Origin of the sequence: Acinetobacter sp. C15 (genome assembly GCF_013420645.1) — a bacterium.
Lineage (GTDB): Bacteria > Pseudomonadota > Gammaproteobacteria > Pseudomonadales > Moraxellaceae > Acinetobacter > Acinetobacter indicus.
In genome coordinates, this window is record NZ_VOXR01000025.1 from 1 (window position 1) to 21,983 (window position 21,983).

The following is a 21,983-nucleotide window of genomic DNA, read 5'->3' on the forward strand; positions in this document are numbered from 1 at the left end:
ATTTAGGAAAAACAGGTTGGACAGTTCAACGTTTACTCAGAATAATTCAAGTGAATTTGTTTGAAAGAAGAACTTTAAAAGCTTTATTTTCACCCGATAAAATACCCATAAAACAAGAGGAAGCTCATTTGAGCTTCCTCTTGTGAAAAATTGTGGGACAGCAATGATCTTTCGATTCCTTTTTTTATTGCTTGCCAATTTATCGCTGCTGAATGACTTTTTTGTTTTTCAATTCTTGCATTTCATCAGGGCTTAAATACTGACTCAAAATGGCATCTGTATCTTCACCCAGACACGGTGGGGCTTTTTTATATTCTACCGGGGTCTTGGAAAGTTTAATCGGCGAACCAATCGAGGTGTAATCGTCACGTAAGGTATGCGGCATCTGAATGACCATTTCACGCGCCAGAACCTGTTCTTCTTCCAAAGCCTGTTTCAGGTTATTGATCATGCCCACTGGGACTTTGACTGCATGAATAAGATCTACCCAGTGTTTTGCCGGTTGAGAATAGAAATGCGCCTGCAGAAGGGTGGTCAGTTCTTCACGATGTGTAACCCGTCCTGAATTTTTCAAGAAGCGCGGATCTTCTGCCACGTTATTCAAACCCACGGCCTGACACAGCGCTTGAAATTGCAAGTCATTCCCGCAGGCAATAATGAACTCACCTTCCTGTGCTTTAAACACCTGATAAGGCACAATATTGGCATGGGCATTACCGAAGCGGCCCGGGACTTTACCAGAGGTCAGATAATTCATGGCTAGAACAGAAAGGGAAGCGACCTGGGTGTCCAGCAGTGCCATATCAATATGCTGACCTTCACCGGTTTTTTCACGGGACAATAAAGCAGCTTGGATCGCAATTGCGGCATATAATCCCGTGGTCAGATCGGCAAAGGCCAGACCTGCTTTTTGCGGGCCGCCGCCAGGTAAGTCATCACGTTCACCCGTAACACTCATCATGCCGCCCATACCCTGAACAATGAAGTCATAACCTGGCTCTTGCGCACGTGGGCCATTTTGACCAAAGCCAGTAATTGAACAGTACACCAGACGCGGATTGATCTGGCTCAGGCTTTCATAGTCCAGACCATATCTTTTCAACGAACCCGCTTTATAGTTCTCAATGACCACATCGCTTTGTTCTGCGAGTTTCTTGATAATGCTTTGACCTTCCGGGGTAGATAAATCTACGGCAACCGAATGTTTACCACGATTGGCTGAAAGATAGTAAGCCGATTCATGGGTATCTTCCTGCTGATTATTTTTAAGCCAAGGTGGTCCCCAGATGCGTGTGTCATCTCCATGATCAGGCTTTTCAATTTTAATCACTTCTGCACCCAGGTCAGCCAAAATCTGGCTACACCAAGGACCAGCCAAAATCCGGCTTAAATCCAGTACACGAAAGCCTGTTAAAGCACCCATCGTTACGCTCCTTGTTCGATGTTATTTAGATTGCATGTCATTTTTGATAATCGCTTTAAAGCTATAGGAAAATGGAAAAACAATCAACTTTATGATACTTAATTTTGCCTAACAAAATAAAACATCTAAAATGATTGAAAAATCATCCTAACTTCTTTAGCCTGATGACGAGAATAAATACGATTCAAAAATAACAGGAGAGGGAAAAGTCTCGGGAAAGAGACGACAAAAACAGGAGTAAGTACTGTGCTTTGAAAACGGATCGCGCTTAAAGCGCATGCATATAGAAGTGTGCATACACAAGATCAGAATGAAAAAACCTAAGGATAGGAATAGAGATTTAAATATGACGGAATTAGTAAGAGAACAAGTTTTAGAAAGAGAACTTGCAAAGATAAAACCCACCACCAAGCGAACCCAGCAGATTGCCTTTGTTTTTGCCTTTTTGGCACTCTTGGTCGATGGCGCAGACATGCTACTGCTATCCTTCAGCTTAAACAGCCTGAAAGCAGAATTTGGTTTAAGTAATTTACAAGCCGGTACCTTGGGCAGTTTTACACTGGCAGGTATGGCGATTGGCGGTTTTATTGGTGGATGGGCGTGCGACCGTTTAGGCCGGGTACGTACAGTCGTTATTTCAATTCTGATCTTTTCAGTATTAACTGCAGCCTTAGGCTTTACCCAAAACTATGAACAGTTCGCCGTACTACGTTTCCTGTCTGCGTTTGGGATCGGGTCTTTATATATTGCAGCCAGTACACTGATGGCTGAATATGTACCAACCAAATACCGGACTACAATTTTAGGCACATTACAGGCAGGTTGGACCGTTGGCTATATCGTAGCTACTGTATTGGCAGGTTGGATTATTCCTGAATATGGCTGGCGTACACTGTTTTTTGTCGCGATTATCCCATCCGTTATGGCGATTTTTATCCAGAAATTGGTTCCTGAACCAGAATCGTGGCAGCGTGCAAGATTACTACGTTTATATGCACCCGCTGAAGAAACCACCAAACAGCCTGTTAAGAAAAGTACCGTCAAAGAAATCTTTGCAGATCCTGCGAATCGCAAGATGTTTATTTTATGGATTTTTACGGCTGGGTTCCTGCAGTTTGGCTATTACGGTGTAAATAACTGGATGCCTGCTTATCTAGAATCTGAATTACATATGAACTTTAAATCAATGGCGGGTTATATGATCGGAACCTATGTTGCCATGATTTTTGGTAAAGTTCTGGCCGGTTTTGCTGCAGACCGTTTAGGTCGACGCGCCGTTTTCTCGTTTGGCGCGATTGGTACAGCGATTTTCTTACCGGTAATTGTGCTGTTCAACACCCCGGATAATATTGCCTATCTGCTGATTTTCTTTGGCTTCCTCTATGGTATTCCGTATGCAATTAATGCCACTTATATGACCGAAAGCTTTGCCACTTCGATCCGCGGTACAGCCGTCGGTGGTGCTTATAATGCAGGGCGTATTGGGGCCATGTTTGCACCTGCGATTATTGGTGCAGCAGCGAGTGGTGGTTCAATTGGTTTGGGCTTCTTGATTATGGGCGGTGCCTATTTCTTGTGTGGTGCAGTATCCGGGATCTTTATCAAAGATCGTCAATACGACCCACAAAAAGCATAATGATCTTTTAAACAATGATGTTAAAAATGAGCCTCATAAGGGCTCATTTTTTTTCTATTTAATTTAAAAATAAGATGTCTATTTTTTATTGATCCGGCTCTTTTTGCAGATGAATACTTTTTAGTCCATCATTTACTTTATTGAGTAAATGAATCAGGGTAATCACATCATCAAAAGCCAGTTTATTTAAGGCCTGTCCATAAAACTCAAAAAAATCATCCTGCAGGCTATCCCAGGTCTGAAAACCTTCAGTGGTGAGCGCAACAATTTTGGCACGGCGATCCTGTTCATTGATAACACGCTCTACCAGTCCATCACGTTCCAGTCGTTTTAAGACAGCATCCAGATTTTGGCGACTCACACCCAGATATTCGGTCAGATCTGAAAAAGACATACCAGATTTAACTTTAGGACGAGACAGGGCACCCAGCACAGCCCAATGCACAGGAGATATTTTTAGCTCATTTAAGCACTTTCGATCCAGACTGTTTCCCACCTGAAACAGACGGAAAAACAGCCGGTTATGAGCGGAATATAAGGATTGATCATATTTTTTTGACAAAGTATCACTCACTATATGCAACATCCTCAAAACTGAAATAGCTAAACGGCGCAAAGTATAACCTATCGCTTTTTCGCATAATTCAATTTCTTTTATAATTTGTTTTAAAAATCATAGTGTTTTAGCAGAAATCTGCACCTTTAAATTCTGTACTAAGCAGTTGAATCATTCCAAATATCTCTCTTGATATTCACGGTCTCAGTTCGTTCCCTAGCTGAATATCAAGGCAGCCATCTAGCAATCTAAAGAAATAAAACATCCTTCATGAAACAGAAATAGCTTAGTTATAAGCTGGGGCTAGATATGGGCTACTCTAAAGAAAAAAGTTAATATAGGTCAATACATTGAATAAATAAAATTATTAAGTAGTTGTTATATATATATTTATAGAAATATAAATATTATTTTATGTAAATATATTGACATAAATCTAATCTCTTTCTATTTTAGATAAAACACACCGAATTAGAACAACAGCCGATTAAATTCGACAACAAATAGCGTAGGGATAAAACAATGAAAGGATTAAAAGATAAGGTCGTGATTGTGACAGGTGGTGCTGGCGGAATTGGTTCCGCAACCTGCCGACGTCTGGCTGAAGAAGGCGCAAAAGTTGCCATTTTTGATATGAATCTGGAAGCTGCCGAGAAGCTGGCAAATGAAATTAATCAATACGGTCAGGCGTTAGCAATTCAGTGTGATATTACCCAAAGTGACATCGTTGAACAGGCGGTTCAAAAAACAGAAGATGAATTGGGTCCGATCGATGGACTGGTGAATAATGCCGGATGGGACATTTTCAAACCTTTCATCAAAAGTACGCCTGATGAATGGCAAAAACTCATCCAGATCAATCTGGTTGGTATGCTGAATATGCACTTTGCTGTGCTGAAAGGCATGGTCGAGCGTAATGCTGGCAGCATCGTTAATATTGCCTCAGATGCGGCTCGTGTCGGCTCTTCAGGCGAAGCAGTTTATGCAGCTTGTAAGGGAGGATTGCTATCTTTCTCCAAAACTCTGGCACGCGAACATTCACGCCACAACATCAAAATTAATGTGATTTGCCCAGGACCGACGGATACGGCCTTACTGGCAGGTGTAACTGAAGGTGCATCAAATCCGGAAAAATTACGTGAAGCCTTTATTCGTGCTATTCCACTGGGCCGTTTGGGTCAACCAGATGATTTAGCCTCTGCGATTGCCTTTTTCTTGAGTGAAGATGCCAACTTTATTACCGGACAGGTGCTTAGTGTCTCTGGCGGTCTGACCATGAACGGTTAAAGCATCAAATTAATTAACACTAAATTAGATAGATAAAAACAGTACAGGACGTAATGAACATGAATTTTGAAGATATCTTATATGAAGTTAAAAACGGTGTAGCCTGGATCACGATTAACCGTCCAGAAAAAATGAATGCCTTTCGTGGTACAACCTGTGACGAACTGATTAAGGCCTTAAACAAAGCTGGTTATGACCGTAACGTTGGTGTGATTGTATTGGCTGGCGCAGGTGAAAAAGCCTTCTGTACTGGTGGTGATCAGTCTGCGCATGATGGCAATTATGACGGTCGCGGTACCATTGGTTTACCGATGGAAGAATTGCATACCGCCATTCGTGATGTTCCAAAACCGGTAATTGCGCGTGTACAAGGTTATGCAATTGGGGGTGGTAATGTACTGGCCACCATTTGTGATCTGACGATCTGCTCAGATAAAGCCATTTTCGGTCAGGTCGGACCAAAGATGGGATCTGTTGATCCTGGTTATGGCACAGCATTTTTAGCGCGCGTCGTGGGTGAGAAGAAAGCCCGTGAAATTTGGTATATGTGCCGTCGTTATTCTGGTCAGGAAGCGGTTGAAATTGGCTTGGCCAATAAATGTGTGCCGGCAGATCAACTTGATGCAGAAGTTCAGGCATGGGGCGAAGAAATCTGTCAGCGTAGTCCGACCGCAATCGCGATTGCCAAACGCAGTTTCAATATGGATACCGCACATCAGGCAGGAATCGCTGGCATGGGCATGTATGCGCTAAAACTTTATTACGATACTGAAGAGTCTCGTGAAGGCGTGAATGCATTGAAGGAAAAACGTCAGCCTGAATTCCGTAAATATGCCAAATAAGGAGACTCATTAATGAAAAAGAATCCTTATATCACCGAAGATCTAGAATTTTTAGCTGAAACGGCAGAAAAGTTTGCCCAGAAATATGTGGCTCCGGGATTTCTGGAGCGCGACCAAAGCCGAGTCTTTGATCGTGATCTGGTGAAAAAGATGGGTGAAATGGGCTTTATTGCACCAGAACTGCCGGAACAATACGGCGGTCAGGGCATGGGCCGACTGGCGGCAGGGATTATCCATGAAGCCATTGCCAAAGCAGACTTAAGTTTTTCCTATATCAACTTGCTGGCTTCTTTAAATGGTCAGATTCTGGCAGAACATGGACAGCCTGAAGTGGTGGAGCCATGGTTAAAAAAACTGACCGCTGGTGAAGCGATTTTCTCAATTGCGCTGACCGAACCGCGTGGTGGTTCAGATGCTGCCAACTTACGTTTAAAGATCGAACGTGAGGGAGATGAATATGTCATTAATGGTGAAAAAACCTCGATTTCTGCAGCTGATCAGGCTGATGCATCGGTGGTGTTTGGACGTACCGGTTCGGTTGAAGATGGTGCACATGGCGTAACGGCATTGCTGGTGCCGATGGACTTGCCGGGTATTAGCACCACACGTTTTGATTGTCATGGCCAGCGTGCCATTGGTCGCGGTTCCATTTTCTTTGATAACGTTCGGGTTCCGGTCAATCATCGCCTGGGAGATGAAAACAAAGGGTTTGTCCAGGTTATGCAAGGATTTGACTTTTCCCGTGCCTTGATTGGTTTACAGGTGCTGGCTGTAGCACGGGTGAGCCTGGATGAAGCCTGGGAATATGCAGCGCAGCGCGAAGCTTTTGGCCAGCCACTCACGGCATTTCAGGGCATTTCACATCCTCTGGCTGAATATGAAACCCAGGTCGAAGCCGCACGGTTATTGTGTTTGCAAACGTTATGGCTAAAAGACAACCATTTACCGCACACCTCTGAAGCCGGGATGTGTAAATGGTGGGGGCCGAAACTGGCCTATGATGTGATTCATCAATGCTTACTGACCTTTGGTCATGCAGGCTATGACCGCGGAGTGATGGAGCAGCGTATGCGCGATGTACTGGGCTTCCAGATTGGTGATGGCACTGCGCAAATTATGAAAACTATTATTGCGCGTAAAAAAGCCGGACGCAAAGCTGTTCCAGCTTGATGTAAACCGATGACGTGGATGCGTGATCAATCCTGCAGATGACACAAATAGAAGTTTGAGTCATCTGCATAGCAGAGTTTGTATCTGCAATTTTCGGGCTGACGACGATTGTGCGGTCTGACCAAGAGAACAGGTAGATAATTATAAAATTGGAGTTATAGAATGGATTTCGATGCGGTTCTTTTACCCCCACGCCGGGAAAAAATGTTGCAACAAGGTTATTGGTTAAATAAGACCATTCTTCAATCATTGAATGAAGCGGTACAGCAAGATCCAGATAAAATTGCCTTGGTCAGCTATAAAACTGAAAGTCAGTCAGAGCAAAGTTTTACTTACCGGGAAATGCTGGAGACAGCCAATAAAATTTCGTTGGGATTAAAACAGTTAGGTGTACAGAAACAGGATATTGTGTCTTGCCAACTCCCCAACTGGTGGGAGTTCACTTTATTGTATATTGCGTGTCGTCGGATTGGTGCCATCCTGAATCCGCTGATGCCGATTTTCCGAGAGCGTGAGCTTTCATTTATGCTGAAACATACGGAAAGTAAGGTCTTTATCGTACCGAAAGTGTTCCGTAAGTTTGACCATGAAAAACTGGCCGATCAATTACAGAAAAATATTGAGAGCCTGGAACAGATTATTGTCGTCGGTGGTGAAGGCGAGAACAGTTTTGAAAATTTATTGCTTAACCATGGACTGGATCAAGATCCACAAATCCTGAATACCCTGAATGATGTCACCATCACAGCCGATGATATTGCACAACTGGTGTTTACCTCAGGTACCACAGGTGAACCCAAAGGTGTGATGCATACTGCGAACACTTTATTTTCCAATATCGTACCTTATGCCAAGCGTTTGCATTTAAACCAGAATGATGTGATTTTCATGGGATCACCGATGGCACATCAAACTGGCTTTATGTATGGCCTGATCATGCCAGTGCTGTTAAAAGCCAAAGCGGTATTGCTGGATGTCTGGGAGGTCAATACTGCCATTGATCTGATTCACAAGCATCAGGCGACCTTCACCATGGCTTCGACGCCATTCTTAAATGACTTATCTGAAGCGGTACTCAATAGTCACAAATCTTTAGATAGTTTGAAAATATTCCTGTGTGCAGGCGCACCTATTCCAAGCACGCTGGTACAAAAAGCGCGTCAAAACATCGGTGTGAAAGTGATTTCCGCTTGGGGCATGACCGAGTGTGGTGCTGTGACTACGACTCGTCCGGAAGATGATGATGAGCGTTCATTTAATACTGACGGTCTGCCACTTCCTGGTGTTGAAGTCAAAGTGGTGGGGGATGATGGCGAGGAATTAGCACCGCATCAATCAGGCACACTAATGATCCGGAGTTGTTCGAATTTTGGTGGCTATCTGAAACGCCCGCATTTAAATGAAACCAGTGAAGATGACTGGTTTGATACCGGTGATATTGCCTACCTGGACGAGCAGGGTTATATCCGCATTGCCGGACGTAAAAAAGATGTAATTATTCGCGGTGGTGAAAATATTCCGGTGGCCGAAGTTGAATCGTTGATCTACCTGCATCCAGATGTAGCGACCGTGGCATTAATTCCGTATGCAGATGAACGGCTGGGTGAAAAAGCCTGCGCCATCGTGAAGCTCAAAGAAGGCACGCAAACCATGCAATTAAAGGATCTGGTCGAGTTCCTGAAAGCACACAATCTGGCAATTCAGTATATTCCAGAGCGTTTAGAAATCTGGGATGAAATTCCAATGACCCCATCCGGGAAAATCCAGAAATTTAAACTTCGGGAAATGCTGGCCCAGCATATTGCATCTGCCAGTTAATTCCTTTCATTAAAAGCAAAACTCCTGAATAATCCATTCAGGAGTTTTCTATTAAGCCCAAAAAGCGATGACGTCGATGTCTATGCTTATTTCGAGAATTTCAATAACGCTTCTGCGGTCGCCTCTGAGGAGGCCGGATTCTGTCCGGTAATCAGCAAACCATCTTGCTGTACATGCACCTGCCAGTCCTCGGCTTTTGAATATTGTCCGCCGTATTCTTTCAGCATATCTTCAACTAAAAAGGGCACAATATTGGTTAGCCCGACTGCATCTTCTTCTGTATTGCTAAAACCGGTTACATTCTTGCCTTTGACCAATGGCTGGCCATCCTGTGCTTTGACATGACGTAATACTCCCGGCGCATGACAGACCAAAGCCACCGGTTTATTGGCTTGTAATGTTTGTTCAATCAAAGAGATAGAATCCGGGTCTTCGGCCAAATCCCATAATGGCCCATGACCACCCGGATAAAACACGGCATCAAAATCGGCAATCGACACCTCACTGAGTTTGCGTGTCTGCGCCAGATCTTGCATGGCGGCGGTATCTGCCTTAAAACGTTCAGTGGCTTTGGTCTGGGCATCGGGTGCATTACTTTTGGGATCAAGAGGCGGTTGACCACCTTTAGGAGAGGCCAAGGTGACTTCGGCACCAGCATCAACAAAAGCATAATAAGGGGCAGCCAGCTCTTCCAGCCAGAAGCCGGTCTGTTTGCCTGTATCACCCAGACGGTCATGAGAGGTCAGCACGATGAGAATCTTCATATCCTTTTCCTGAATGGTTTATATTATTCGGTTCATCGGCTGTTAATTTAGCAAGCGTAAGAAGCGCTAAGTGTTGTGATATGTTCAGTTGCTGTATCGGCGTGTGTCAATCGCCAGATACCGTAAGAATTTTAAGTTCCCATTAACAGGGCCTGCTGTACATCGGCCTGTTTGCGCAGGAAATCCCAGACCAGTTTTATTTTCGGTTCATGCTGTAAATCGACCAGGGTCAACATCCAGAAGGTATGGGTAAAACTGACCTGATCGCCCAGAACTTCTTGCAGATCGGGTTTATCATGCACCAGAAATCGCGGCAAAATTGCCAGTCCGGCGCCGGTACTGACCGCAATCTGCTGGGCCAGAATACTGTTACTGCGAAAACAGGCTGTCACTTGCAGCGGCAAACGTTCCAGCGAATACAGCGCCGAGCTATACACCAGATCGTCAATATAATCGACAAATCGGTGCTGTTTCAGATCTTCTAGCTGTCTAATTGGTGGATTTTGCTGTAAATAGCTTTGACTGCCGTACAGTTTTAAACAGTAATTTGAGAGCCGGGTAATGATATAAGGCCCGGATTTAGGCCGGTCAATTGAAATGACAATATCAGCTTCACGATGTGAAAGTTTGATGGTTTTGGGCACCGGAATCAGGTCAATAGTCAGCGAGGGATAATGCTGTGAAAACTCCGCCAGCAGCCGGGCCAGAAACGCCGTCCCGAAACCTTCCGGCGCACCAGCGTACCCGGCCCTGTAAAGGGTCATGGCGTTTATCAATCTGGATAAACGACTGTTCCATCTGTTCGACACGGGGCACCAGCGCCAGACCTTCCGCGGTCAGTTCATAGCCTTTGGCTTCACGTTTAAACAGCTGGGTACCCAAGGTATTTTCCAGCGCCTGAATGCGCCGTGCCACGGTGCTGTGTTCCACTTCCATCAGGCGCGCAGCATTGGTGAGGGTTTTGGCCCGCGCCAAGACCAGAAAAAAGCGTAAGTGATCCCAATCAACTTTCATTTTATGTTTAACATCCTGTTAAATCTCTGTGCAAATTTGCACAACCGTCGTGCGCCAATCTCTATTGGTGCCAAAAGTGTTCTTTGTTAGTCTGCTGAAACAGCGTAAAAAATAATACGTTAAAAACAGCCAGTAAAGGCAGATAAAACGACAATAACAAACCAGCACGGAGCGACCATGAACGCGATTCATCATCCCCATTCGAATACCGGCATCACCACGGCAAAACTGCTGATTAATGGTGAATTTATCGACTCCACCACCAGCCATTGGCAGGATATTGTCAATCCTGCCACTCAGGAAGTTCTGGGTCAGGTACCATTTGCCACTGCAGAAGAAGTCAATACCGCCATTGCCGCAGCCCAACAGGCTTTTGCCAGCTGGCGTGAAACACCTATTCAGGCCCGTATGCGGATTATGCTGAAACTGCAGGAGCTGATCCGTCAAAACTTAAAAAGTATTGCACAAGTCCTGACCGCTGAACAGGGCAAAACATTAGCAGATGCCGAAGGTGATATTCAGCGTGGCTTGGAAGTGGTAGAACATGCCTGCTCGGTCGGTTCGCTGCAAATGGGTGAATATATTGAAGGCGTGGCGCGCGGGGTCGATACCTATACCATGCAGCAACCCTTAGGTGTCTGTGCCGGAATTACTCCATTTAATTTCCCGGCCATGATTCCGTTGTGGATGTTCCCGATGGCCATTGTCTGCGGCAATACCTTTGTCTTAAAGCCGTCGGAGCAGGATCCGCTATCGACCATGATGCTGGTCGAGCTGGCGATGCAGGCCGGTGTTCCTGCCGGGGTACTGAATGTGGTGCATGGCGGTAAAGAAGTGGTCGATCTGCTGTGTACGCATTCTGACATCAAGGCCATTTCCTTTGTCGGTTCAACCGCGGTCGGTACCCATGTCTATAACCTGGCAGGCCAGCATGGCAAACGGGTGCAGTCAATGATGGGCGCCAAAAACCATGTGGTGGTGATGCCGGATGCCAATAAAGAACAGACCTTAAATGCCTTGGTTGGCGCAGCTGGTCAGCGTTGTATGGCCCTGTCTTTGGCGTTGATGTTTAGTGTTTAAATTAAAATAGTGGTCTTTAAATATTGGATACTAAAGTCAGATGCACTTGGCTCAGCGATTATCATTTCAATACAGCCTTATTTTGATGATTAAGCTTTTGCTTTATATGTATTAATCCCAGCTCCCGAAGGAACTGGGATTACCTACAAAATTAAAGTGAAGAGTTGTTCATAACGTCTTCAGGATTGGGTAAATGAGCCAGAAGCTTCGTTCTGACTCAGCGGAATTACCTTACATATTTGGGTAATTCGTGTTAGCGGCAGTGTAAAACTGACCCCCTTGGTTAATATAGCGGTCATGGGGGAGATTAAGAACCACCGCACCATGAGATCGTGACGGTACATTTGAGCCACATCTTACTAAAAAGAATCAGACCAGTATCACGCAAATAGATAGCCAGATTCTATTCCTATATTCGTGACTGGCGTTTAGCCATGAGCCGATTTATTATTGAATTCGGTGACCAGTGAAGCAATCACCTTTAAATTTATCAAAAGCAATTACATAAAATTATTTACAGGTTCAATAATATACAAGCTAGAAAGTTCCACAGTTTGAAATTAAACGTCGATAAGCCAAGAAAAAGCACAAGCTGCCGATCATTCCGAGATAAAGCAATTTAGGCAAGACTAGCTCTGTAGGTACACCCATCTGATTGAGTTGAATAAACATCTGCACAATTTGGGTGGAAGGCAGGATTTCGCCAACGACTTGCATCCAGATAGGCATTGCAGCATGCGGCCAGGCCGCACCAGATAAAAAGAACAGTGGAATGGAAGTGAATACAATTACATGACCCGCACGTTCCGGCAGATCCAGAAAACTGGCGAATAGGCAGGTCATGCCAATTATTGTATAGATAAAAACCGGAACAGCCAGTAGCATCCCGAACAGGTTGCCACCACGTGGATAATCAAATAGCCAGAAGCTAAAGCCGAATAAATAGAAACATCCCAGACAGCCAATAGTAAAGACCGCTAAACACATCCCAATCAATGCATTTGTGTTTAATTCTATTTTTCTTTCCCGATATACCAAAATCAGCATACTCAAACCCAGAAGAATAGTTTGGTGGATAATTAAAGGTGCAACCGCAGGAAAGACATAACTGCCATAGCCGGATAGCGGATTAAATAAAGGAATTTGATGCACAGAAAGGGCAGGTGAAAAGTCCGAGACCTCGCCAAAGCGTTCAGTATAGTCTGCCAAAGTTTGCTCAACCGATGTGGCTAAGCCCAGACCAATTTGTTTGGTCACTAAAAAGTTGGCTGTGCTTAAATACAGGCCAATGCCGCCTGTTTCACCATGCCTTAAGCTTTGCGATAAATTGTCCGGTAGCAGTAAAATGCCATCGGCTTTTTGAGATTCAACCCATTGTTTAGCTTCGGCAAAATTGCCGGTAATCGCCTCAATTTCCACATTGGGGCTTTGTGCCACCTGACCAATAATACGGGTGCTTAAGTTACTTTGTTCTTCATCGACAATAATAATCGGTAAGGCTTCAGCCTGCTGTGCCTGATAAGCGGTTGGATAAAAAAAGCTGTAAAATAAGACGGATAGAATCAGCGTGGTAAAGATCGCGCCGTGACTGACAATATCCTTGAAGCCTTGCAGATAGTAAAACCAGAGGGATTTCATTGGACTGCTCCTTTAGCTATTTTTTTAAGAAACAGATAAGCCAGCAGAGCGTAGACTAGGGCATAGATCAGCAGCATGAATCCAGCTTGCAGTGAAATATGCAATGGACTACCAATCACCCATTGTTCAGTTTGTAATTTGGCATAGGGCGTAAACGGAATAATATTGGACCAAAACTGGGTGAACAGGGGCGCATTATTTAAAGGGAGGGTCACACCTGCAAAACTCAAAGATGAACCACCATAGACCGCAATGATGCCAAAAGATTTACTTAAATCTTTGGTCGCCAGAACCACTGCACTGCTTAAAAATGCATAAGCGCTATATAGCAGAAATTGTGCCGATAGAATCAGAGCGAGCGAGCCAGCAACAAACCAGCCGCGAATTTCAATCAGCCAGAACATCCAGATCCAGGTCCATAGACTAAAAATAGCCACATAGACCAGGTTCTTAGACAGTAATGCCATCCAGATGGACGAGTTGCTAATCCAGCTTGTTAAGGTCTGTCGCTTCAGTTCCTGACCGACGGAAAATGCCACACAACAACACAGCAGTAAATGCAGAATTGCCGGAATGACATAGGGTTCCAGATAGAATTCATAATTTAGTTGCGGATTATACAGCGGAGATATTTTAATATGCGGTGACGGTGCTTCGAGAGAAGGCAGCCGGTTGCCCAGATATTGCTGTCCGCTAAATTCAGCGATTGCTTGTAGGGTACTGACCAGCATGGCAGAGGAAATGGTATTTCCAATACTGAAATAACTCTGGTTAAAAGCAATACTGATGTCAGCATCCTGGGCACGAACCAGACGTTGCTCTGCACCGCTGGGAATATGGATATAACCCCAAATTTTATTTTGATTTAACAGGCGCTCAATTTCAGCTGTTTGTTCCGACATCGTAGCAATTTTAAGAGTATGATTCAGCGCCACATGTTGATAAATGCTTTGACTCAGCGCACTCTGGTCTTGATCAATAATCGCAATCGGTAAATGATCCGATTTCCCTTGAGCAAACATGCTGCTGAATAAAATAATCACCAGTGCAGGTGCCAGCGTGACCAGACACAGATCCCATTTTTCGCGGAGCAGATAGCGCAGTTCGCGCCATATACCCGTCCACATTATAGGGTCTCTTTCAGTTTAAATAACACGCTCATCCCAACTTTCAGTTCAGGAATCGCTGGTGTGGGCACAAGATGCAGCTTAAAACTTCGCACATCATAACCGCCGGTTTGGCGTGTGGTCTTAATGGTGGCAAATTCACCTTCAGCACTGATCTGCTTGATTTTAAAAGTGGCGGTTTTATCTAGGGCGGGAATATAACCTTCAATACTGCTCATTTTCTGAAACGGGGCATATTGGTCTTCACGAATATTCAGGCTCACCCACATTTGATCTTCAATCAGGCTGACCACAGGGACTGCGGTGGCTACCAGCTCCGAGACTTTGCCATAGGTTTTAGACACCGTTCCGTTTACAGGTGCTACTAATTGGGTTTCTGCCTCTAATGCATTGGCTTCATCCAGCGCAGCCTGGGCAATATCTACTTGTGCATCGGCAGAACTCTTTTGCTGCGAGGTGCTGCCACGTTTGGCACGTGCGTATTGCTGATACGCTGCTTCTGTCATTTGTGCCGCTGATTGACTGGCTGCATACAATTCATCACGGCGCTGGCGTGAAATCACACCTTCCTTAAATAAATTTGCACCACGCTCATAAGAAACTTTGGCTAAATTTTGCTGTGCTTTCAGCGATTGCCAGTTGGCATACAGGCTGGCGATATTTTCTTCTTGCGAGCCACGTTCAGCAGTCGATTGTAAGGCCAGCGCAGATTGTAAAGCCGCTGCGGCTTGCTGTTTTTTGGCCTGAATTTCCGGGCTGTTTAAGCGCACCAGCACATCGCCTTTTTTGACTCGCTGACCTTCTTCTACATAAATTTCTTCAATACGGCTTGGCACTTTGGTCGCCACCTGAACTGTTTCAGCTTCTACACGACCCTGCAATTCAAGCGGAGCCGGTTGGTAGCTTTTCCATAATCCAAATGCGATGACTGCCAGCAGAACTGGAATCAGGGCGAGCAATAAATATTTTTTCTTTTTAGCGATTTCAGGAGCTTGTTGTTGCTCGGTCGAAGTCGTCGCGTTGTTTTCTATTTCAGTTTTTGTTTCTACCTGTTGCGCAGGCGATTTTTCTGTATCGCTGGATGAAGCCGCTTCATTCACAGGATCATTGGGTTTTTGATCTTCGTTCATGTTCGGCTCCATTAGCGAATATAGTGAGTGTTGGTATGTTGGATGTAGTTCGGAAATTCTGCAATCGAGCCATGGCTTTGTAATAGTGTGGCCAGTGACATCACATATTTGTAAGCATTCAAGGCAGTTTCGGCTCGTAGTCCGCTCAGCATATTTTGTGCATCGATGACCTGTATGGCGGTGCCCATATCTTCTTTAAAGGACAATTCTTGGATGCGTAAATTTTCCTGTGCGGCTTTCAAATTTTGTGCCAGAAGTGCATCACTTTGCTGTGCGCTGAGTGCTTCGCTATAAGATTTATAAATCAGATTTTCAATTTCCTGCTGGGTGCGTGCAGTGAGCAGTTCTGTGGCAGAGCGTTTGAGTTCGGCAGCCTGAATATTTTTGTTTTTATCGATCCCAGAAAACAGGTTATAGCGTGCGGCAACTCCGACAATCCAGTTTTCATTTTGATCCAGACTATATTCGCCAAAAGCAAAAACATTCGGTTTTTTAGCTGCTTGCTGGGCTTTGACATTGGCTTGAGCTAATTGAGTATCCAGCTGCATTTTTTGAATCAGCGCAGAGTTCTGACTAAAGGTTTTCAGCAGATGATTTAAGGCCTGTGGCTCGGTTTTATTGACAAATAAAGGCGTCGAAAGTTCGGTGATGCTACTTTCCTGAAGCAGATTATTCAGCTGGAACAGGGCAGCATTCAAATTGGCCTGTGTATTTTGCTGGCTGCGCTCGGCATTATTGCGTGCCACTTCAAACTGCATGCGGTGCCCTTTACTGATAAAACCTTGCTGTTCCATCTTTAAGGCATTGCGATAATGCTGCTGCATGGCATTCAGATTAAACAGCGCAGCTGCATGCAGTTGCTTTTGGAGCTGTACATTAAAATAACTTTGAATCAGTTCAAAACGCTGCGTGTCTTGCTGCTGTTTGTTGCTGAGCTGACTACGACCGACCTGAATATTGGCGATTTCTTTAGCGCTGCTTGTCAGCCCACCGGTATAAAGCGGCATCATGACTGAAATCGTCGGGCGAATTACCTGATCATCCAGCACGACATGCGAACTATCAGGAATTAAGCCCACCCCATTTTGAATAGGTTGTCTTAGACTATTTTTTAGCGGGTCAGCCAGCCCCCCTAAGTTCAGTTCATCAATTCTATTATTTACACCATCCGTTAAGGATTGCTCTAAATTATTTTTTAATGCACCCAAAGGCAGATCGAGTTCATTATGAAAGGCATACGCACGAACATTCAGGTCGACTCGTGGCAGACCTATACCTTTCACTGCTTCAGCTTCAAGTTTTGAAGCCTGTTCCAGACTTTGATAGGCTTGGCTGCTATAAGAATTTTGCAACAACTGACGTTCAGCGTCCTGAAAGCTGATGCTCTGCGCATGAGCAAAGCTGCCATACATCATCGATGCAAGCAGATTTAAACCCCAGACAAGCTGTCTTTTATTTTTCTTTAAGTTCATAAAGTCGCTAAACTGATTTAAAGCCGGTGATGTTATCCGGCTAGTATAAATCAAAGGTTCGCAGATAGAACTAGTGTAAAGTTATAGTATTGTTTCTTTTACATCTGTATGGCTTTGTTGCACAAGCCTATCTGAACCGTACCGGGTTTGTCGGAGACTTTTTTATTTAAGTTAGGCCACCTGACCTAACGGGTTAATCTTATCATAGTACATTGCTTCAAACTCAAAAGGCGATACATAACCCAGTGCACTGTGTACACGCTTTTTATTGAAACAATCTACCCAGTTGAGTGTCGCTAGTTGTACATCTGCTAAACCTTGCCAATCTGCTTTTAAATATTCAATCACCTCTGTTTTGTATAAGCCATTCACCGTTTCAGCCAGAGCATTATCGTATGAATCACCAGTTGTACCGACTGATGCTCGTAAATTTGCAGCTTCTAAACGATTGGTATAGCGAATAGAAAGATATTGAACACCTCTATCGGAATGATGAATCACATTCTTTGGCATGCCTCGATCGTGCAATGCTTGCTCAAGTGCATCGAGTACCATATCTGTATTCATCCGTGTAGATACTTTCCATCCAACAATTGCTCGTGAGAACACATCAATAATAAAGGCGGTATAGACCCAGCCTGAATTTGTTTGAATATAGGGGTGAGTAGACCAAAGGAATCTCACCCTTATATCCGCACTTATGAAGGGTGGCTATATCTCGCAGTTGTGATTGACCTGTTTTCACGTCTTGTTGTTGGCTGGTCTATGAAATCCAGAATCACGGCAGATCTGGTTTTAGATGCGTTATTGATGGCTTTGTGGCGAAGAAACCCAAAGAACAAAGTCCTAATCCATTCTGACCAAGGCAGCCAATACACCCGTCATGAATGGCAGACATTTCTCAAGCATCATAATCTTGAAAGTAGTATGAGTCGTCGACTTGCGCAGTACACTGCTCATGCCATGACAATGCTGTTGCAGAAAGCTTCTTCCAGCTATTAAAGCGGGAACGAATTAAAAAGAAAATCTATGCGACCAGAACTGAAGCAAGGTCGGATATCTTTGAATATATTGAGATGTTCTACAATTCAAAACGCAGACATGGTTCCAATGGTCAGCGTTCTCCATTAGATTATGAAAAGGCCCATCAAAAGATGATTATGTGTGTCTAGAATTTTGGTGGCTATTCACATTGATAGTTTTGCTTGCCATATAGTTTGAGGCCATTTTTCTTTATACTGTCACTTAGACAGGTTGGACATTTGATTTCTAGTGTTATTTGCATCTCACTATCTTATCAAAAGCCAACCTGTTTTTTTCAGCATACTTTTTGAAACACCACCAAAAAACCAGGTTGAAAAAGTCAGCTTTAAGCTTGTCTGAAGCAATGACTATTGTCATTTTATTTCATCAATCCGGTTTTAGATTCTTCAAATATTTTTATTGCTAAATGATCGTTCCATTCTGGAAATCTGCTTTATTGTTTGAACCCCAATAAGCCAACTTTCCAAAATATGCTAAAAGGCTAAGTGGATTTCATCGAACTCAGGTTATTTTAGCTCTGCATAATCCCGCTGACACCGGTCACAATCATATCAATGGCGATGGTCCCAATCAGCAAGGCGGCCAGACGCCCGACAATATCGACATACAAATCAATATAATTGGAATGTTTATGCTGCAAATGATCATGTGCATATTTCATTAAAATAAGCAGGCTACAGGTCAGAAACAGTGTCACAAAAATCACCAGCACCAGTTGCCACAGGCTTAGCTGAATTCCGGTAATGACCGCGGCGCTGATGGTTCCCGGGCCAATCATAAACGGCATGGCAATGGTGCCGGCCAAATGATGTGGCGCACCGCGCATCACCCCAATGGTATCGGCGCCTTCAAACACATAGCGATAACCAATCACCAGAAAAATAATCCCGCCAAAAATCTGGAAAGATTCAAAACGGACATGCAGGACATCATGAAAAAAGGCTTCACCGGTTTTGGCGAAAATAATAAACACCACAAAGCTGATTAAACTGCCCTGAATCAGGGCGCGATTAAACACTCGGGCCTCGGAATTACGGATAATGCCGAGCATATAAATACTCATTAAAAACGGGTTTAATAATGAGAAAAACAGTGCAAAGGCGTGAAGCGATTCAGACATCCTACAGATTCCTTATTGATCCGGGTCTGGAAAGAGCGGGCGCTTGCCTGGACTAATCCGGTTGATGTGCAAGAACATCAGATGGCGCTCGTATTTATCCAGAATGTCATTAATGACCTGTTCCTTGCTATAACCCACCAGATCATTGCCTTGCGAGCCTTCAAACAGATAGGTTTCCAGACGGTAATAGTATTTCTTGGTACGTTTGCCGCGTGAACTGAAGTTGGGCGTGTCATAACGGATTGGCCAGATCTGGTAAACAAAGTTTTCTTCTTCATCCAGCTGAATGGTTAAATCCAGATGTGACAGCTCCGGTTCATCATCCAGGACTTTTTCCGCCAGATCGACCTGAATGCCTTTGTTGATGAATTCTGTGGCCACCGCCTGCATTGCCGGTTTACAGACCTCTTCCAGCATTTGCTGGGTCTGCGATAAATTGGCATGTAACATTACCCGGCTGAGGCGTTTTTTCCAGTTAAAGATGTCGACATTACCGACTACAGGTGCCGCATTCATGCTGGTACTGGCCTGACGAAAATCTTCCAGTCTTAATGACTTGTACAAACCCGCCATCACAAAGAAAATTACAAAGCTAAAAGGCAGCCCCATAATAATGGTGGTGTTTTGCAGCGCAGTCACACCATTGGCCATCAGCATGGCCAAAGTCAGTAAACCAATCGCCAGTGCCCAGAAGACACTTAACCAGCGCGGCGAATCATGTTCAATATTGCTAAATTTGGTAGTGAAATTCCCCAGTACCAGTGCGCCTGAATCGGCAGAAGTCACATAAAACAGCAAACCGGTAATGGTAGCGACGCCGGCCAGAAATGGGAACCACGGATATTGGGCAAGCAGGTCATAGAAACCATGTGCCGGATTGGCCAATACGGTGGTGGCCAGCTGGGTATTGCCATCAAAAATTACGCTGTGCAGGGCGCTATTTCCAAAAATTGACAGCCAGGTCAGGGTAAACAGCAGGGGAATAATTAAGGTACCGGCCACAAATTCACGGATGGTTCGGCCACGGGAAATTCGCGCCAGGAACAGGCCGACAAATGGCGACCAGGCAATCCACCAGGCCCAGAAAAACAGGGTCCAGCTGTTCATCCATTCTTTCGGTTGCTGAAACGGAAAACTGGTTAAGGACAGTTGCGGGAACTGGCTAATATAGTCGCCAAAGTTCTGGATTAACGCTGCCAGTAAAAACTCGGTATTGCCCATCACCAGAATAAACAGCAGCAGACCAATCGACACATAAATATTGACTTCAGACAGAATCCGGAGGCCTTTATTTACCCCAGAAGCCACTGAAATTGCAGTAATAATGACTGCAACGGCAATCAGCGCCGACTGGATCAGCAGGTTTTCTGGCACATCAAACAGTACATGCAGGCCGTAGTTGAGCTGAACCACACCAATCCCGCAGGTGGTGGCAATACCAAAAATGGTGCCCAAAACGGCCGCGGTATCAACACTATGTCCAATCCAGCCATTAACACGCTTGCCAAAAATCGGATAAAGCGCCGAGCGGATGGTTAGCGGCAGGTTATAACGATAACTAAAATAACCCAAAGCCACGCCAACCAAGGCATACATGCTCCAGCCAGTTAATCCATAGTGGAACAGGGTCCAGACCATTGACTGGCGCGCAGCCTCAAAAGTCTGGCCTTCGCCGACAGGTGGATTCATATAGTGAGACAGCGGTTCGGCCACCGAGAAGAACATCAGGTCAATCCCGATTCCGGCCGAGAACAGCATTGCCGACCAGCTCAGCAGGCTAAATTCCGGCTTGGAATGTTTGGGACCTAATTTGATATCGCCATAACGCGACAGGGCAATAAACAGTACAAAGACCAGATATAAGGTGGCCGCCAGCAGGTAATACCAGCTAAAGGTCCGGCTGACCCAGTTCAAGATTTGGGTAATGAGCTGATTCGCCTGGTCATTAAATAAAATCGTAACCAGCGAAAACAGCAGGATGAGTGTTGCCGAAAGAAAAAAGACAACTTTGTTCAGACTATCGGTCGTCTGTTCAGTTTTCTTTTGCATAAATCTGTGACCATATTTTTTAATTCGGATCTACAGCGCAGTGTGTTTTGGCTTAACCAGACTATAGGCATGGCTCTCATTACAAACATTTGCAAATGAAAAACAAACTGAGCTGTACATCAGGAAGCAGACGGGACTATAATTTATTTTAATTGAACGTTCAATTAAAATAACGTTTTTATATGTTACCTTGCCTTGTGCATGATTTTTATTAGTCAGGTCGATCTTATGCCTAAAGTTGGTATGCAACCGATTCGTCGTCAACAGCTGATTGATGCCACCTTATCTGCCATTAATGAACTGGGTTTTGCTGAAGCATCTATCAGCCAGATTGCCCAGCGGGCAGGTGTGTCTACAGGCATCATCAGTCATTATTTTCAGGGCAAGCATGGCCTGATTGAAGCGACCATGCGTTATTTGCTGCAACAGCTGGGCGATGCCATTTCTGCCAGTTTAAACGCTGCAGAAAACACCCCGGAGCAGCGCCTGATTGCGATTGTGCGTGCCAATTTCTCGGCCGAACAGACCGATAAAGCCGCCATGAAAACCTGGCTGGCATTCTGGGCCAACAGTATGCATCAACCTGACTTGCACCGTTTGCAGCAGGTCAACCATTATCGCCTGCATTCCAATATCAAGCATGAGTTTGCCAAACAGCTGGATCGCGAGCAGGCTGAACGCGCCGCGCAGGGTCTGGCCGCACTGATTGACGGTTTCTGGTTACGCGGTTCCTTAATGACCACTGAACTGGATGCCGATTTACCTATTCAGATTTGTGCCGACTATATCCGTCAGCAACTCAATATTCACTAA

15 protein-coding genes and 7 pseudogenes are annotated in these 21,983 nt (G+C 44.7%); 10 read left to right on the forward strand and 12 right to left on the reverse strand.

Annotation, left to right across the window (positions count from 1 at the left end; genetic code table 11):
• Positions 1 to 146: pseudogene (locus FTT63_RS10375) on the forward strand (IS4 family transposase); the annotation flags it as partial.
• Positions 147 to 199: 53 nt separating this feature from the next.
• On the opposite strand, the gene FTT63_RS10380 reads toward FTT63_RS10375, so the two are convergent.
• Entirely contained in the window at positions 200 to 1,423 is a 1,224-nt protein-coding gene (locus FTT63_RS10380; RefSeq protein WP_180192241.1) for a CaiB/BaiF CoA-transferase family protein, read from the reverse strand.
• A gap of 346 nt (positions 1,424 to 1,769) precedes the next feature.
• Here FTT63_RS10380 and FTT63_RS10385 point away from each other — a divergent pair, with 346 nt between their 5' ends.
• On the forward strand, positions 1,770 to 3,059 hold the full coding sequence (locus FTT63_RS10385; protein WP_180002002.1) for an MFS transporter: 1,290 nt from the start codon (positions 1,770 to 1,772) through the stop codon (positions 3,057 to 3,059).
• Positions 3,060 to 3,144: 85 nt separating this feature from the next.
• Here the strand turns inward: FTT63_RS10385 and FTT63_RS10390 are convergent, their stop codons facing one another.
• The gene (locus FTT63_RS10390) at positions 3,145 to 3,633 is read right to left on the reverse strand and encodes a MarR family winged helix-turn-helix transcriptional regulator (RefSeq protein WP_180192242.1); all 489 of its coding nucleotides are present in this window, start codon (positions 3,631 to 3,633) and stop codon (positions 3,145 to 3,147) included.
• A gap of 504 nt (positions 3,634 to 4,137) precedes the next feature.
• On the opposite strand from FTT63_RS10390, the gene FTT63_RS10395 reads away from it, so the two are divergent.
• The 4 genes from FTT63_RS10395 to aliA all read left to right on the forward strand — a co-directional run bounded on the left by FTT63_RS10395 (position 4,138) and on the right by aliA (position 8,732).
• Complete coding sequence (locus FTT63_RS10395; RefSeq protein ID WP_180192243.1) at positions 4,138 to 4,902, forward strand: glucose 1-dehydrogenase; 765 nt, start codon at positions 4,138 to 4,140, stop codon at positions 4,900 to 4,902.
• Between the two features lie 59 nt (positions 4,903 to 4,961).
• The gene (gene badI, locus FTT63_RS10400; protein WP_180192244.1) at positions 4,962 to 5,744 is read left to right on the forward strand and encodes a 2-ketocyclohexanecarboxyl-CoA hydrolase; all 783 of its coding nucleotides are present in this window, start codon (positions 4,962 to 4,964) and stop codon (positions 5,742 to 5,744) included.
• A gap of 12 nt (positions 5,745 to 5,756) precedes the next feature.
• A complete protein-coding gene (aliB, locus tag FTT63_RS10405; RefSeq protein ID WP_180192245.1) occupies positions 5,757 to 6,914 on the forward strand; it encodes a cyclohexanecarboxyl-CoA dehydrogenase in 1,158 nt (385 codons plus the stop codon).
• A 162-nt stretch (positions 6,915 to 7,076) separates the two neighbouring features.
• On the forward strand, positions 7,077 to 8,732 hold the full coding sequence (aliA, locus tag FTT63_RS10410; RefSeq protein WP_127800771.1) for a cyclohexanecarboxylate-CoA ligase: 1,656 nt from the start codon (positions 7,077 to 7,079) through the stop codon (positions 8,730 to 8,732).
• Between the two features lie 86 nt (positions 8,733 to 8,818).
• On the opposite strand, the gene FTT63_RS10415 is transcribed toward aliA, so the two are convergent.
• Together FTT63_RS10415 and FTT63_RS10420 are read right to left on the reverse strand one after the other, a co-directional pair.
• Positions 8,819 to 9,496, reverse strand: coding sequence for a type 1 glutamine amidotransferase domain-containing protein (locus FTT63_RS10415; protein ID WP_127800769.1), 678 nt, complete (start codon positions 9,494 to 9,496; stop codon positions 8,819 to 8,821).
• A 131-nt stretch (positions 9,497 to 9,627) separates the two neighbouring features.
• Positions 9,628 to 10,510, reverse strand: a pseudogene (locus FTT63_RS10420) (LysR family transcriptional regulator).
• A 177-nt stretch (positions 10,511 to 10,687) separates the two neighbouring features.
• Between FTT63_RS10420 and FTT63_RS10425 the strand changes: the two are divergent.
• A pseudogene (locus FTT63_RS10425) lies at positions 10,688 to 11,578 on the forward strand (aldehyde dehydrogenase family protein); the annotation flags it as partial.
• 549 nt (positions 11,579 to 12,127) lie between these two features.
• On the opposite strand, the gene FTT63_RS10430 reads toward FTT63_RS10425, so the two are convergent.
• The 5 genes and pseudogenes from FTT63_RS10430 to FTT63_RS10450 form a co-directional block, all read right to left on the reverse strand.
• A complete protein-coding gene (locus tag FTT63_RS10430) occupies positions 12,128 to 13,228 on the reverse strand; it encodes an ABC transporter permease (protein ID WP_127800767.1) in 1,101 nt (366 codons plus the stop codon).
• A complete protein-coding gene (locus FTT63_RS10435; protein ID WP_180192246.1) occupies positions 13,225 to 14,355 on the reverse strand; it encodes an ABC transporter permease in 1,131 nt (376 codons plus the stop codon). The genes FTT63_RS10430 and FTT63_RS10435 overlap by 4 nt, the downstream gene beginning before the upstream one ends.
• Positions 14,355 to 15,485 (reverse strand): HlyD family secretion protein, encoded by a 1,131-nt coding sequence (locus tag FTT63_RS10440; RefSeq protein WP_127800763.1) that lies wholly within the window; start codon positions 15,483 to 15,485, stop codon positions 14,355 to 14,357. The genes FTT63_RS10435 and FTT63_RS10440 overlap by 1 nt, the downstream gene beginning before the upstream one ends.
• Before the next feature lie 11 nt (positions 15,486 to 15,496).
• Entirely contained in the window at positions 15,497 to 16,957 is a 1,461-nt protein-coding gene (locus FTT63_RS10445; protein WP_127800761.1) for a TolC family protein, read from the reverse strand.
• 171 nt (positions 16,958 to 17,128) lie between these two features.
• A pseudogene (locus FTT63_RS10450) lies at positions 17,129 to 17,617 on the reverse strand (IS3 family transposase); the annotation flags it as partial.
• Positions 17,618 to 17,644: 27 nt separating this feature from the next.
• Here FTT63_RS10450 and FTT63_RS10455 point away from each other — a divergent pair.
• Positions 17,645 to 18,129: pseudogene (locus FTT63_RS10455) on the forward strand (IS3 family transposase); the annotation flags it as partial.
• Between the two features lie 14 nt (positions 18,130 to 18,143).
• On the opposite strand, the pseudogene FTT63_RS10460 reads toward FTT63_RS10455, so the two are convergent.
• Positions 18,144 to 18,242: pseudogene (locus tag FTT63_RS10460) on the reverse strand (IS1 family transposase); the annotation flags it as partial.
• A 54-nt stretch (positions 18,243 to 18,296) separates the two neighbouring features.
• Between FTT63_RS10460 and FTT63_RS15755 the strand changes: the two are divergent.
• Positions 18,297 to 18,404: pseudogene (locus FTT63_RS15755) on the forward strand (IS982 family transposase); the annotation flags it as partial.
• A gap of 108 nt (positions 18,405 to 18,512) precedes the next feature.
• Here the strand turns inward: FTT63_RS15755 and FTT63_RS10465 are convergent.
• Both FTT63_RS10465 and FTT63_RS10470 read right to left on the reverse strand, forming a co-directional pair.
• Entirely contained in the window at positions 18,513 to 19,121 is a 609-nt protein-coding gene (locus FTT63_RS10465; protein ID WP_005177911.1) for a MarC family protein, read from the reverse strand.
• 12 nt (positions 19,122 to 19,133) lie between these two features.
• A complete protein-coding gene (locus FTT63_RS10470) occupies positions 19,134 to 21,170 on the reverse strand; it encodes a choline transporter (RefSeq protein ID WP_180192247.1) in 2,037 nt (678 codons plus the stop codon).
• A 228-nt stretch (positions 21,171 to 21,398) separates the two neighbouring features.
• On the opposite strand from FTT63_RS10470, the gene betI reads away from it, so the two are divergent.
• Positions 21,399 to 21,983 carry a transcriptional regulator BetI gene (gene betI, locus FTT63_RS10475; RefSeq protein ID WP_034597681.1) on the forward strand — a complete coding sequence of 195 codons (585 nt, stop codon included), beginning with the start codon at positions 21,399 to 21,401 and terminating at the stop codon, positions 21,981 to 21,983.